At 64.2% G+C, this 14,324-nt stretch carries 13 protein-coding genes; 5 read left to right on the forward strand and 8 right to left on the reverse strand.

Translation table 11 applies throughout. The features are described 5' to 3' along the window. Positions 1 to 154: 154 nt before the first annotated feature. The 8 genes from NKH57_RS21705 to NKH57_RS21740 all read right to left on the reverse strand — a co-directional run bounded on the left by NKH57_RS21705 (position 155) and on the right by NKH57_RS21740 (position 9,123). Positions 155 to 1,648 carry an aldehyde dehydrogenase family protein gene (locus tag NKH57_RS21705; protein ID WP_502907327.1) on the reverse strand — a complete coding sequence of 498 codons (1,494 nt, stop codon included), beginning with the start codon at positions 1,646 to 1,648 and terminating at the stop codon, positions 155 to 157. A 24-nt stretch (positions 1,649 to 1,672) separates the two neighbouring features. Continuing rightward, positions 1,673 to 2,317 (reverse strand): ThuA domain-containing protein, encoded by a 645-nt coding sequence (locus tag NKH57_RS21710; protein WP_352947131.1) that lies wholly within the window; start codon positions 2,315 to 2,317, stop codon positions 1,673 to 1,675. Positions 2,318 to 2,358: 41 nt separating this feature from the next. Next, a complete protein-coding gene (locus NKH57_RS21715; protein ID WP_352947244.1) occupies positions 2,359 to 3,381 on the reverse strand; it encodes an LLM class flavin-dependent oxidoreductase in 1,023 nt (340 codons plus the stop codon). A 69-nt stretch (positions 3,382 to 3,450) separates the two neighbouring features. Then, a complete protein-coding gene (locus tag NKH57_RS21720) occupies positions 3,451 to 4,338 on the reverse strand; it encodes an ABC transporter permease (protein WP_352947134.1) in 888 nt (295 codons plus the stop codon). Continuing rightward, a complete protein-coding gene (locus tag NKH57_RS21725; protein ID WP_352947137.1) occupies positions 4,335 to 5,294 on the reverse strand; it encodes an ABC transporter permease in 960 nt (319 codons plus the stop codon). Before NKH57_RS21725 ends, NKH57_RS21720 begins: the two co-directional genes overlap by 4 nt. Positions 5,295 to 5,301: 7 nt before the next feature. Continuing rightward, the gene (locus NKH57_RS21730; protein ID WP_352947140.1) at positions 5,302 to 6,939 is read right to left on the reverse strand and encodes an ABC transporter substrate-binding protein; all 1,638 of its coding nucleotides are present in this window, start codon (positions 6,937 to 6,939) and stop codon (positions 5,302 to 5,304) included. Positions 6,940 to 6,973: 34 nt separating this feature from the next. Beyond that, a complete protein-coding gene (locus tag NKH57_RS21735; RefSeq protein WP_352947143.1) occupies positions 6,974 to 7,750 on the reverse strand; it encodes a DUF427 domain-containing protein in 777 nt (258 codons plus the stop codon). Positions 7,751 to 7,764: 14 nt separating this feature from the next. Then, complete coding sequence (locus NKH57_RS21740; protein ID WP_352947146.1) at positions 7,765 to 9,123, reverse strand: LLM class flavin-dependent oxidoreductase; 1,359 nt, start codon at positions 9,121 to 9,123, stop codon at positions 7,765 to 7,767. A gap of 190 nt (positions 9,124 to 9,313) precedes the next feature. On the opposite strand from NKH57_RS21740, the gene NKH57_RS21745 reads away from it, so the two are divergent. From NKH57_RS21745 to NKH57_RS21765, 5 genes are all read left to right on the forward strand, one after another. Further along, positions 9,314 to 11,116, forward strand: coding sequence for a dipeptide ABC transporter ATP-binding protein (locus NKH57_RS21745; RefSeq protein WP_352947149.1), 1,803 nt, complete (start codon positions 9,314 to 9,316; stop codon positions 11,114 to 11,116). A 151-nt stretch (positions 11,117 to 11,267) separates the two neighbouring features. Next, on the forward strand, positions 11,268 to 11,642 hold the full coding sequence (locus NKH57_RS21750; protein ID WP_352947152.1) for a hypothetical protein: 375 nt from the start codon (positions 11,268 to 11,270) through the stop codon (positions 11,640 to 11,642). Between the two features lie 126 nt (positions 11,643 to 11,768). Continuing rightward, positions 11,769 to 13,211, forward strand: coding sequence for a multicopper oxidase family protein (locus NKH57_RS21755; RefSeq protein ID WP_502907325.1), 1,443 nt, complete (start codon positions 11,769 to 11,771; stop codon positions 13,209 to 13,211). A gap of 42 nt (positions 13,212 to 13,253) precedes the next feature. Continuing rightward, complete coding sequence (locus NKH57_RS21760; protein ID WP_127294807.1) at positions 13,254 to 13,694, forward strand: DUF411 domain-containing protein; 441 nt, start codon at positions 13,254 to 13,256, stop codon at positions 13,692 to 13,694. A gap of 95 nt (positions 13,695 to 13,789) precedes the next feature. Further along, positions 13,790 to 14,317, forward strand: a complete 528-nt coding sequence (locus NKH57_RS21765; RefSeq protein WP_352947155.1) for a TlpA family protein disulfide reductase — start codon at positions 13,790 to 13,792, stop codon at positions 14,315 to 14,317. Positions 14,318 to 14,324 lie beyond the last annotated feature (7 nt).

A 14,324-nucleotide genomic window follows, 5' to 3' on the forward strand; every position in this document is an offset into this window, starting at 1 on the left:
AAACCCATCGCCAGCAAGATGCGAAGAGCCAGATGGAACAGAGACTTCCTCTTCCAGCTCTTTACTCATATGCGATAGCCCTGCCACGAGGGGGGAGATGTCCGGCAGGACAGAGGGGGGCGCCGTAGAGCGCCATCTGCAAAATGCCGGCCTCTCAATCCGTCCTTATCCACACGCCTTTCGTATTGAGATATTCGTCGAGGTGCTCCGCCCCGCCCTCGCGGCCGTAGCCGCTCATCTTGTAGCCGCCGAACGGCACGGCCGGGTCGATGGCGTGGTAGGTGTTGACCCAGACCGAGCCGGCGCGCAGGCGGTTGGCCAGCTGGTGCGCCTTGCCGAGGTCGCGGGTGAACACGCCGGCACCCAGCCCATAGGGTGTATCGTTGCCGCGCCGCACCACTTCGTCCAGCGTGTCGAACGGCAGCGCCGAAATCACCGGGCCGAAGATCTCTTCGCGGGCGATGCGCATGTCGTCGGTGACACCCGAAAAAACGCTTGGCGCGATGAAATTGCCTGAACCAAGCGCACCTTCGGTGATTCGCTTGCCGCCGGTGACCAGCCGCGCGCCTTGCCTTGTGCCATCCTCGATGAATCCAGCGACGCGTTCGAGTTGCTTGGGCGAGATCAGCGGTCCGATCTCGGTCTCGGGGTCGGCGCCATCGCCGATCCGGAGCTTCGCCGCATAGGCCGAGACCCGCTCGACGAATTCGTCATGGATCGGCCGTTCGACGAACAGCCGCGAGCCGGCGATGCAGATCTGGCCGGAATTGGCGAACACCGACATCGCCGCGATCGGCACCGCGCGCTCGAGATCGGCGTCGGCGCAGACGATGACCGGCGACTTGCCGCCAAGCTCCAGCGAGACGCGCTTCATGTTGCCGGCCGAGGCGCGCAGGATGTTCTGGCCGGTCGCTGTCGAGCCGGTGAAGACGATCTTGTCGACGTCCATATGGGCGGCGAGCGGCGCGCCGGCCTCGGCACCAGTGCCGGTGACGACATTGACGACGCCGGGCGGCACGCCGGCTTCCATCATCAGCGCACCGATCAGCAGCGGCGTCAGCGGTGCTTCCTCGGAAGGCTTCAGCACAATGGTGCAGCCGGTTGCCAGCGCCGGACCGATCTTCCAGATCGACGCGGCGGTCGGCGCATTCCACGGAATGATGGCGCCGACGACACCGACCGGTTCCTTGCGCGTGTAGGAGACGATCTCGCCCGGCAGCGAATTGCCGATCGTGTGGCCATGAATAGCCGTCGCCATGCCGGCATAGAAGCGCAGCATGCCAAGCACGCGGTTCTTGTTGGCGAGCGTACGCACGATGGGCATGCCCATATCCGTGGTGTCGGACAGCGCGATCTCCTCCCAATGGCGCTCCATCAGATCGGCGATCTTGAGCAGCAGCAGCTGGCGCTCATAAGGCTTGAACCGGCTCCACGGCCCGTCGAAGGCGCGCCGGGCCGCCGCCACGGCAAGGTCGATATCGCCGGAATCGGAGAGCGGTACGGTGCCGATCACGGCGCCCGTGGCGGGATTGCGCGTCTCGAAAGTCCGGCCGCTGAGCGCGTCGCACCAGGCGCCGTCGATCAGCATCTTGCGGTGCCGGCCATCGATGGGCGTGTGCAGCGGCAAATCGGTCACCGAGACCGTCATGCTCATGTCCTCATTTCCGCTGATCTATCGGGCGGCCCAGATAAGACCCCGCTCGACGATCAGCGCCATCTCCGGCACCGCGAACTCGTCGGCATTGTGCCCCAGCGCGCTGTAAAAAACCTTTCCTGCGCCATAGCGACGCTTCCAGACGACCGGCATGACGACGCCGCCTATCCCCGGGAAATGCTCGTCGGTGAAGGTGGTGGTGGCCAGCACCTCGTTGCTCGGGTCGACGTGCATGTAATACTGCTCCGACCGGTAGGCGAAATCGGCGATGCCGGATGTGATCGGGTCGTCCGGCCTGGTGACGGCGACCCTATAGTCGATGATGTCGCCGGGATGCGCCACCCACTGGCCGCCGGTCATGAACTGATAGTCGGGTTCGTTACGAAAACTGTCGCCCATCGTGCCGTGAAAGCCGCCGAGTCCGCTGCCTCCGCGAACGGCAAGCGTCAGGTTCTGAAGTTCGGCTTTCTCGATCGTCGACATCGTGATCACCGGCACGATGAGATCGAAAGAGGCAAGCTCTGGATCGGCGAACATCGCGGTCCCCTGGCCGAGCGTGATGTCGAATCCGTTGCGCTCAAGCAGCGAGCTGATGATTTTGGCGCTGCGCTCCGGTGTGTGACCTTCCCAGCCGCCCCAGGCGATCAAAGCCTTCTTCGCCATGGTGTACCTCCCTGAAATGATCCGTCTTGACCGATCCGGTGTCAGCGCCAGCCCAGCGCCGGTGCAACATGGGTCAGGATCGCCTCGATGACATGCGCATTGTAGTCGACGCCGAGCTGGTTCGGAACGGTGAGCAGCAGGGTATCGGCTTCGGCGATCGCCTCGTCCTCAGCCAGTTCCTTGATCAGCACGTCCGGCTCGGCGGCGTAGCTGCGGCCGAAGATCGCCCTGGTGTTCTCCTCGATGAAGCCGATCTGGTCGCGGCTCTCATTGCCGCGTCCGAAATAGGCCCGGTCGCGATCGTCGACCAGCGCGAAGATGCTGCGGCTGACCGAGACGCGCGGTTCGCGCTTGTGGCCGGCAGCCTTCCAGGCCTCGCGGTAGATGCGGATCTGCTCGGCCTGCTGGATGTGGAACGGCTTGCCGCCCTCGTCGAATTTGAGCGTCGAGCTTTGCAGGTTCATACCGAGCTTCGCCGCCCATTCCGACGTGGCGTTGGTCGCCGCACCCCACCAGATCCGCTCGCGCAAACCCTCCGAATGCGGCTCAAGCCGCAGCAGGCCAGGCGGGTTGGGGAACATCGGTCGTGGATTGGGCTGTGCGAACCCCTCGCCGCGCAGAGTGTCGAGAAAGACCTCGGCGTGATGACGCGCCATGTCGGCGTCGCTTTTGCCTTCCGGCGGCGCGTAGCCGAAATAGCGCCAGCCGTCGATCACCTGTTCCGGCGAGCCGCGGCTGATGCCGAGTTGCAGGCGGCCGCCGGCGATGATGTCGGCCGCGCCCGCATCCTCCGCCATGTAGAGCGGATTCTCGTAGCGCATGTCGATGACGGCGGTGCCGATCTCGATGCGGCTGGTCTTGGCGCCGACAGCCGCCAGCAGCGGGAACGGCGAAGCGAGCTGGCGGGCGAAATGATGCACGCGGAAATACGCTCCGTCCGCGCCAAGCTGCTCGGCCGCGACGGCAAGATCGATGGATTGCAAAAGCGCATCCGATGCCGAGCGCACCTGCGATTGCGACGAGGGCGTCCAGTGCCCGAACGACAGGAAACCGATTTTCTTCATAGCCATGCGATATAAGGATGCGCGCCAGGCTTCAATGCAAAAGAAACTTTCCAGCGCCCGGTTTAAGGCTCATGCATCGCTATTTTCGAAGGCACCGATGCCTTGTGCGACGAGGTTGGTCGCCATCACCAGCGAGACGATTGCCGCGGAATTGAACACGACGACCCACCATTTGCCGCCGGTCAGGAAGCCGTAGCCGTCGGCGACGGCCAGTCCCCAATCGGCCGACGGCGGCTGGATGCCGAGGCCCAGAAAACTCAGGGTCGCGATCGAAAAGAACGCGTAGCCCAGCCGGGTGACGAGCTCGATGAGGATCGTCTCCCTGATGTTGGGCAATATCTCCAGGAACATGATGGCAAGCGCGCCTTCGCCGCCAAGCCGGGCGGCGCTCACATAGTCGCGCTCCTTCTGCTCGCGCACGGCGGCGCGGACGGTGCGCGCCACCAGCGGCGCATAGGCGATGCCGATCACCAGGATGACGGTCAGGTTCGACGGCCCGATCGCCACCAGCGTCATGGTGACGAGAACGATGAACGGAAATGCCATCAGCGTATCGAGCAGCCGCGCGCCGATGGCATCGGTGAGGCCATCGAGATAGCCGAGCACCAGGCCGATGATGCCGCCGGCGGCAACGCCGGCCAGCGTCGCCAACGGCGCAACCAGCAGGATGTCGCGCGACCCAATCACGATGCGGGACAGCACGTCGCGCCCGAGCTGATCGGTCCCGAACCAATGCAAGGCATCGGGCGGCGTCAGCGTCGCCAGAAAATCCTCGGCATAAGGATCGTAGGGAACGAAGCGATTGCCAAACAGCGCGCAGGCGACCCAGAACAGCAGCAGCAGCGTTCCAATCACGACCGATGGGGGCAGTCCGGAGAAGGCACTGCCGATCCTGCGCACCGCTGGCAAACCAACCACAGCGCGCCGCGGCGCCGGAGATTCCGTCAGATCCGTCATGGCGAGGTCCGACGGCGCTGCCGCGGATCGAGCAAGGCCAGCACGAGGTCTCCCACTGCCGCCGACAACACGAAGATTGCCGCCATCACCAGCACGCCCGCTTCAAGCATCGGAAAATCGCGTGCCTTGGCCGCGTTCAGAACCAGATTGCCAAGCCCCTGGATGCCGAACAGCGCCTCGATCACCACCAGCCCGCCAAGCATGTATCCGGTCTGCGTCGCCAGAACCGCGATGGTCGGGGTCAGCGCGTTGCGCAGTACGTGCCGAAGGATGATCTCACGCCGATTCAGACCCTTCAGGACGGCGGTGCGTGTGTAGTCGGCGGCCATCGCCTCGATCACGCCTGCCCGCGTCATCCGGGCGATGTAGCCGGCAAGATTGAGCACCAGCGGCAACGCCGGCAGGATCAGATAATAGCCATGCGTCCAGAAGCCCGCGCCATCCGGCGCAACGCCTGAGATCGGGAACCAGTTCAGCCACAGGCCGAAGACGATGAGCAGCATCAGGCCGGACACAAAATCAGGAACGATGCCAAAGGAGACGCCCGCCATCACGATCAGCCGGTCGATCAAGCGGCCGGCGTTGAGACCGGCAACGACGCCGGCACCGACCCCGAGCGGAACGAGAAAAATCAGAATAATGCCGGCAAGGGCCGCAGAGCGCTTGAGGCTTTCGAGCACGAACGGCGCCACCGGCCCGCGCATCGACAGCGAAGTGCCGAGGTCACCTGTGACCGCCTTGCTGAACCAGAGCCAGTACTGGACGAGAACCGGCTGGTCGGCGCCGAGCCGCTTGTTCAGTTCCGCCACCGCTTGCGCGTCGGCAAACGGCCCGAGCATCACACGGCCGACATCGCCGGGCAGAACCTGCCCCGCGAAGAACACCAGGACACTGACCAGCCACAGCGTGAGGACGAGCGTGCCCACACGCGCCGACAGAATGCGGCCGGTCAGCATGTCTCAATCATGCCTGGACGAAGGAAACGCGGTCGAGCAGAAGATGCGAGATCGCGGTGAAGCGCACGCCCTCGACCTTCGAGCTGACGATCCGGCTGTATTGCGAGAAGTAGCTGATGATCGCCGGCGTCTCGTCGAGCAAGAGGGTCTGGATCTTGCCGGCAACGAGGCGCTGCGCCTGCAGATCACGTGCCTTGGAGTAGTCGAGCAGCAGCGCATCATAGACCGGGTTGTTGAAATGCGCCGCGTTCCAGGCTCCCGAACTCTTCAGCGTGGCGTTGAGGAAGATGTCGGGCGTGCCGCGATGGCCGTAGTCGGTGATGCCGAGCACCGAATCCAGCCAGGGCGAGCTGCCGAAGGTCGCCGAGCCGTAATAGGCGTCTTGTGGCAAGACATTGAGCTTGACGTCGATGCCGGCCTTTTTGGCGAAGTTCTGGATGATCACCGCATAGTCGGGAATGTCATAGGCGCGCTCGGTGGTCAACGTCACCTCGAAGCCGTTGGGCACGCCCGCCTCGCCAAGCAGCCGCCTGGCTTCCGCAATGTCTTGCTTGCGCTGCGGCACCGACGGATCGGTCGAGGGGAAGATCGGCGCGAACGGGCTGTCGTTGCCGACGATTGCACGGCCCTTGAGCAGGCCCTTGACCACCGCCTCGCGATCGATGGTGAGGGCCAGCGCACGGCGGATGCGCTTGTCGGTGAACGGAGCCTGGTCGGTTCTGAGATGCACCTGGTCGTGTGAGCTCGCCTGCACGCTCAGCAGCTTGAAATTCGGATTGCCCTCGATCGCGAGTTCCAGGCGCGTCGTGCTCGGGATGACGTCGAGTCGGCCGGCCTGCAGCGCCAGCACCTGCGCCTGCTCGTCGTCGAAGAACTTGATCTCGACCCGGTCGGGCAGCGCCTTGTCGCCCCAGTAATTCTCATTGCGCACGAAGCTGGCGCCTTGCTTGGGACGGAACGATTCGAGCTTGAACGGACCGGTGCCGTTGAAAGTCTTCTCGAAATCACCGGCATAGTCGGCCGGCAGGATGACGGCGTTGTAGACGTCGGAGGAGACATAGAAGGGGAAGTTGCTGTTCGGACCGTCGAGATCGAAAGCGACTGTCTGCTCGTCGACCAGCTTGGCACCACCCTTGGACAGGATGCCCTTGTAGGCCGACAAGGCAGACGAGCCGCTGGCCGGATCGACCAGCCGCTCGAAGCTCGCCACCACGTCTTTGGCGGTGACCGCACGGCCATCGTGGAATTTCACCCCTTTCCGCAATTTGAAGGTCCAGCGGCTGGCCGTCTCGTCGGCTTCCCAGGACAGGGCAAGCTTCGGCTGCAGCCCGTCCTTGGGGTCATCGAGGATCAGATATTCGCCGACCTGGCTGATCACCCCGATACTGGCCGGATCGGTCACCGAAACCGGATCGATCGCCTTGGTCGGCTGGCCGAGCCCGACACGCACCGTGCCGCCTGCTGCGGCGGCAGCGCGCGCGCCTCCCAGCCCCTGCGAGGCGGCAAAGCCGGTCAGGCCAAGCAGTGCGGCATATTTCAGGAGATCGCGGCGCTTGAGAAAGCCGCCCTGATATTCGTCGACGGCGACATTCCAGATGTCTCCCGACAGATTGCGAAGTGCGTCGATATCCCTGTGTTTGGTCATGTTAAAACCCCTGCTCTGAAATGAAGATTGAAAGCTATGCGACGGGTTCGCCGTCGAGATGGATGCGGTCCACGGCCTGCGGATAGAAGGCGATGAGGCCCTTGATCTTGGGCATCTCCGCGATCGGATCGCGATAGCTCCAGGCGATGTCCGGGCGCACCCTTCCATCGCTCAGCAGACCGGACCAGTAGGAGGCGATGCCCTTGTAGGGACATCGCGTCGTTGTGACGGACGCCGTCAGCCGCTCCAGCCGGATGTCTTCCGCCGGCAGATAGAAGCGCGTCGGCAGATGCGTCTCGAACAGCAGCACCGGACGATGGCTGTCGGCGATCGGCTCGCCGTCGAACCACACCTGCACATGGCTCGTGCTTTGCAGCACATCGATGCGCGCATAAGGGTCTCGCGCATGGACGAAGACCTCTTCGTCCTCCTCGAACCATTGGTCGACGGCCTTCCAGGTGAAGGCGATGCGGCCGGCGAGCGGCGCCAGGTTCTCATCCGGCGGCGAGATGAAGGCCCACGCCGCGTTGGCACTGCGCCTATCGCCGCTGTCGATATCCCAATAGGCCGTCTCGCCACCGACCGGATGCGGTTCGCGATGCAGCGAAGGCTTCAGCACCGACGGGTCGACCGCTGACGGCGGGAAGAAATAGATCGGCAGGAAATGGTTGGAGCGCAGCACCAGCACGTTACGGCTGTCGGCGATGGTGCGGCCGCCGAATTTGACCCGCACGCGCTTGGGGCTGTGCAGGACGTTGACGAGCTGCGGAGCGGTCGCTTCGCGAGGCTGCAATCTTGGGGCGACAGTCATGATCGTTCTCCCGGTCAGGACACGGCGCGCGCATTGTCGCGCTGCTCGGCGAAGCGGTTGGCGGGCCGCGCCAGGCCGAAGCGGTCGCGCAGCGTTCCCGGCGCGTATTCGGTCGGGAAGACGCCGCGCCGTTGCAGCTCGGGCACCACCTGTTCGGCGAAGTTCACCCAGTCCTCCGGCAACAGCGGGAACATCAGGTTGAAGCCGTCGGCGGCACCCGAAACGAACCAGTCTTCGAGTTGGTCGGCGATCTGTTTGGGCGTGCCGGCGACGGTCGGTACAGAACCGCTGTTGGCGAGCTTGCGGGCAATCTCACGCAGGCTGAGATTCTGCTTCGCCCACTGCTTGACCCGGTTGAGCGACGTGCGCCCGCCATTGAAGGTGCTCTCGTCCGGCAGCGGCGGCAGCGGCCCGTCCGGCGGATAGACGGAGAGATCGATGCCGCTCCAGCTCGACAGCAGGTCGATGCCGACCTGATCGGGCAGCAGCGTCTGGAGGTATTCCTGTCTTTCCCGGCCTTCCGCCTCGGAAGCGGCGACGATCGGCAGGATGCCGGGCAGGATCTTGAAGCTCTCCGGCCGCCTGCCGTGGCGGGCGAGACGCTCGTTGATGTCCTGGCGATATTTGATGCCATCCTCCTTGGTGCTGTAGATGGCGAAGTGCGCATCGGCCTGCGCGGTGGCGAAGTTCTTGCCGTCCTCGGACGATCCGGCCTGGACGATCAGCGGATGGCCCTGCGGCGGCCGCGAGACGTTGAGCGGCCCCCGCACCTTGAAATGCTTGCCCTTGTGGTCGATGGGATGGACCTTGTCGGGGTCGGCGAAATAGCCCGACGCCTTGTCGATCAGCAGCGCCTCGTCTTCCCAGCTGTCCCACAGCGCCTTGACGATATCGAGGAATTCGGCCGCGCGCTCATAGCGGAGCGCATGCTCGATGTTCCCATCGCGGCCGAAATTGCGCGCCTCCTCATCCATCGCCGAGGTGACGACGTTCCACGATGCCCTGCCCTTGCTGATATGGTCGAGCGACGCGAACATGCGCGCCACATTGTAGGGCTCGCTGTAGGAACTCGACGCCGTCGTGATCAGGCCGATGTGTTCTGTCACCCCGGCCAGCGCCGACAGCAGCGTCAGCGGTTCGAGGCGGGCATTGGCGTAGTGGGCGACACCGCTCTTGACCGAATCCCAGATCGACACGTGGTCGGCGACGAAGATGGTGTCGATCCTGGCCCGCTCGGCCGCCTGCACGAGATCGCGGTAGAACTCGAAGTCCAGCACCTCCCGGCCCGGCGCCCGCGGATGGCGCCACGACATGCGATGATCGCCCTGCGGGTTGAAGAAAAATGCGCTGAGGATCATGTGGGCTCGAGCCATGCCGGTCTCCTTCCAGATCTGCTCCGAGGGACGTCGCGCTGCTTCGGCAGACGGCGACAATCTCTCTTGAGCCCTGAAAGTTAGATTGCGCTCCGGCTTAATTCGAGTAACTTTATAGAGATAATGCATTGAGAAAGTGGAAGCGATTGCCCTCGATCGCGACGCTGGAAGAAAGTGGTTTCAAGCCCCAATGTTCTCCTCGGTTCTGAACGTCGACCAGCTTTCCATCGCCTATGACGGGCGCAATGGGTCGCATCCCGCCGTCAGCGGCGTCTCGCTGCGCATAGCCGAAGGCGAAGCACTCGGCCTTGTCGGCGAGTCCGGATCGGGGAAAAGCTCGGTGGCGCTCGCCATCCTGCGCTATCTGCCGAGGAATGCCCGCATCGCGGCGTCAGCGCTGGAGTTCCAGGGGCGCGAAATCCGCGACCTCTCGGCCGAGCAGTTGCGCCAGCTTAGGGGGGATCATATCGCCGCCGTCTACCAGCATCCGGGCGCGGCCCTCAACCCAAGCATGACGATCGGCCGCCAGATCACCGAAACGATCATGCGGCATCGCCCGGTGCGCCATGAGGAGGCGCGCGAGCGGGCTTCCAAGCTGCTCGGGCGCGTTCGGGTGAGCCATCCGCAGCGGGTGCTGGGGCTCTATCCACACGAACTCTCCGGCGGCATGCAGCAGCGTGCCAACATCGCCATCGCGATTGCGCTCGACCCGTCGCTGCTAGTTCTGGACGAGCCGACGACGGCGCTCGACGCCAGCGTCCAGTCCGAGATCATCGCCATCCTCTCCGACCTGCGCAAGGACCACAAAACCAGCATCCTGCTGATCAGCCACGACATCAACTTGATCCGCCGCTCCTGCGACCGGGTGGCGGTGATGCAGTCGGGAAAGGTGGTGGAGAGCGGCGCTGCCGGTGATGTCTTCGACAACCCGTCTCACGCCTACACGAAGGCGCTCATCGCCTCGATCCCGGCGCTCGATTACACCAAGCGGAACGGAAGACTGGCGGAGACGGACGGCCTGCCATCACACCCGGCGGTCCAGAATGAAGCCGCCGGCCCGCCAAAGGAACGCCGAATCGCGATCGCCTGCAAGGGCATCAGCCATGCCTTCGGCAGCCAGCCAGTGCTGCACGGCATCGATCTCGACATCCGCCAGGGCGAGACCTTCGGGCTGATCGGCGAGTCCGGTTCGGGCAAGTCGACCCTGGCACGGATCGTCACCGGCCTGCAGATATCAGACGCCGGATCGGTCGAGCTGTTCGGCAGGACCGTCGCGCCGCGCGTCGAGAGAAGGAACCTTGCCGAACGCCGCGACGTGCAGATGGTCTTCCAGTCGCCGGATCGCACGCTCAATCCGCGCCAGCGGATCGGCAGGATCCTCGGCCGCCCCCTGCGCCGGCTCGCCGGCCTGCGCAGCAGTGAGGTCAAAGCCCGCGTCCGCGACTTGCTGCACTCGGTTCGTCTTGCCGGCGCCACAGCCGAGCAGAAGTCGCGATCACTATCCGGTGGCCAGCGGCAACGGGCGGCGATCGCGCGGGCCTTCGCCGGCCTGCCGAAGGTCGTCGTGCTCGATGAACCCACTTCGGCGCTCGACGTCTCCGTACAGGCGACCGTCCTCAACCTGCTCAACGACCTGCAGCGCGACAAGGACACGACCTATCTGTTCATCAGCCACGACCTCAGGGTGGTGCGCTATATGGCCGACAGGATCGGCGTGCTCTATCGCGGCCGCCTCGTCGAAACCGGCTCATCCGACCAGATTTTTCAGGGCCCCAATCACCCCTATACGGCATTGCTTCTGGCGGCAGCGTCCGATGAGGCCGAGCCGAAGCTATCCGCTCCAGTCGACATCGAGGAAGCCCCGAACACCGGATGCTCCTTCGCCGACCGCTGCCCTCTGGTCCTGCCCGACTGCAAAAGGGCCGAACCGCCCGCCAGAGAGACAGCGGCCGGCCATTTCATCGCCTGCTGGCGACACGGCCAGGCTTCGTAAGCGGATTACCGACAGTCCAAAGCCCTCAACAGCATGTTCTTCCTCAGGCACGATGCGATGCCGGGATTGTCGCAGCATCGGAATCCAGCTTGCAAATGCCATCTTTTGAGGCCAGCCTAGATGCATGATGGCACGCCGGTCGCCAAAACATATGCTTGTCATGCTCCTCGCGGTATTCCTGACCGCCGGGTTCAGCCTGTCTGCCGCTCAGGCGAGCGTCATGTCGGCGAAGATGATGATGGCTGGCGGCGGCATGACAATGCCTGTCGGCACCGGCATGGCCAAGATGGCCGACACCGGCATGAATGGCGACTGCAACGCCTGCCTCAAGGGCGCGGCCGACACCGGCAAACCGATGCATTGTCCACCGACCTGCATCGCACCGGTGCTCGCCGTACTCCCTCAAAGCCTCGCCATCGCCGTGGTTCCACCGGTGCAACAACCATCGGCGCTACCGATGCCGTTCCTTCACGGGCGAAGTTCCTTGCCCGACCCATTCCCTCCCAAATCCATCGATCTCGCCTGACGCCGGTTCAGCCATCCCGCGGCTGATTTCCGGCGTTTGATTGCCGCTGGCGCTTTGCGCCGGCAGGCACGCAGCAATTCGACGCCGAGAGGCTCGCCGTCGATCGAGATCGCAAAGGGAGTGAGAGTGAGTACCGATTTCCGTCATATGATGTCGCGCCGCAGGTTCGTCCTTGCGGCGGCGGGCGTTGCTGCGGCCACCCTGGTGCACCCCGCAACGCCAAGAGCATCCGCCGTCGATGAACGCCGCATCAGGATCGCGCCCGGCCACGCCAGCTTCACCGGCGCTGGCGATCCGCTTACTCCTGTCTGGGCGTATGACGGGACGGTCCCCGGCCCGATGCTGCGCCTGCGCCAGGGCCGACCCGTTCACATCACGGTCGAGAACGCATTGGACGAGGAAACCACGGTCCATTGGCATGGCATCCGCCTGCAAAACGCCATGGACGGAGTACCCGGCCTGACGCAGCAGCCGATCAAGCCGGGAGAAGATTTCGTCTATAAATTCACGCCGCCCGACGCCGGCACCTTTTGGTACCATCCGCATGCCAACAGCCTTGTGCAGCTCGGCCGCGGGCTCGCCGGCGCCCTCATTGTCGAGGAGACCGAACCCGTCGCCGTCGACCGCGACCTCTTGTGGTTGCTCCAGGACTGGCGGCTTGCCGATGACGGGCAGATGGCGCCCGGCTTCGGCAGCGCGATGGATGCGGCGATGTCCGGCCGCGTCGGCAACGTCGTCACCATCAACGGCACGGCGCCGGCCGACCAGAGCGTAAGGGCGGGCGAACGTGTCAGGCTGCGGCTGGCCAATGCGTCGCTCGCCCGTATCATGGCGCTGCGCTTCGAAGGCCACCGCCCGGTCGTCGTGGCGATCGACGGCCAGCCCTGTGATCCGCATGAACCGGAGGACGGCCGCCTTGTTCTGGCCCCTGCCATGCGCATCGACGTCGTGATCGATATGCAGGGCGACCCAGGCAAGCGTTACGCAGTGATCGACGATTTCTATGACGGTCTCGCCTATACGCTGGCCACGCTTGCCTATGACAGCGCATCGCCACTTCGGACCCATCCTCTCGGTACGCCGCTTGGCCTGCCGCGCAACCCGTTGCAGCAACCCGATCTCGCAAGCGCCGAGCGCCAGGAGATCGTCCTGCAAGGCGGCATGATGGGTGGCGGCAAGCTCGCCGGCGTCGGCGGCATGATGGGCATGGCGACACCCGGCATGAAGGGTGGCGCTGCGTGGGCGATCAACGGCATGTCGATGACCGGTGACGGCCACGCCGGCATGGCGCCGCAGTTCACCCTGCCCCGCGGCGCAACCTGTCATCTCACAATGCGCAACGAAACTGCCTGGTGGCACCCGATGCACATCCACGGCTTCAGCATGCTGGTGCTTGCGCGCAACGGTTCGCCGGTACCGCACCGGCAATGGCAGGACACGGTGCTGCTCGCTCCCAGGGACACGATCGAATGCGCCTTCGTCGCCGACAATCCCGGCGACTGGATGCTGCACTGCCATGTCGCCGACCACCAGATGGCCGGCCTCATGACGGTGTTTCGAGTGACCTGATTTTCTCGTCAAAACAACGATAAGACAACAAGGAGAACTGCAATGAAACTGACTTACTCTCTCGCCGCTTTCGCCGTCGCGATCGCAATGCCGCTGCCGGCTGTCGCGGCAACGATCAACGCGGTGATGTACAAGAACCCGCAATGCAGCTGCTGCGAATCCTATGCCAACTATCTGGAACACAACGGCTTCAAGGTCGACATCAAGCCCGTCAACAATCTGTCCCAGATCAGCAGTGACGCCGGCGTGCCGGCGGACCTCGAAGGCTGCCACACGCTGATGGTCGACGGCTATGTCGTCGACGGGCTGGTGCCGGTCGATATCGTCAAGAAACTGTTGACCGAACGCCCCGCCATCACCGGGATCACGCTGGCCGGCATGCCGACCGGTGCCCCCGGCATGGGTGGCGAGAAGGCTGGCCCTTTCATCGTCTACGCCTTCACCAAGGACGGCAAGGCTCCCACGGTCTACGCGACGGATTGAAAGGCAAGCGCCATGTCTGCCGATACGTCGGATTGCCCTGCCCGAACCTGGCTCGCCAGGACGTTCCTGCGGCTCGAATCGAGGGAACGGCAGCTATGAAGATGGTCGCTCTCGTTCTCTTCGGCGCACTGCTCGCGGTGCCTGGACCTGCGACGGCCGGCGAGCCGCCGCAGAATTTTGCTGTTCAGGCGAGCCCGCAGCCGCTTCCGGAGATTCAGTTCCAGGACGGCGATGGACAACCCAAAACGCTCGCCGATTTTTCCGGCAAGGTCGTGCTGCTCAACATCTGGGCGACGTGGTGCGCTCCCTGCCGAAAGGAAATGCCGGCGCTCGACAGGCTGCAGGCCAAACTCGGCGGGCCGGACTTCGAGGTCGTCGCGCTGTCGATGGAGCGCGGCGGTCCGGACAAGGTGAAAAAGTTCTTCGCCGAGATCGGTATCGAGCATCTCGCCCTCAACATCGACACGTCGGCCAAGGCGATGTTCGCGCTCGGCGCCCTCGGCCTTCCCATGACATTGCTGATCGACCGCCGGGGCAAGGAGATCGCCCGCCTGATTGGTCCGGCTGAATGGGATGCTCCCGACATGGTCGACTTCATCCGCAGCCATCTTGCTGCCAACTGAGAAGGAG

The sequence above is a fragment of the Mesorhizobium sp. M1050 genome (genome assembly GCF_040318715.1).
In the GTDB taxonomy this organism is placed as follows: Bacteria; Pseudomonadota; Alphaproteobacteria; order Rhizobiales; family Rhizobiaceae; genus Mesorhizobium.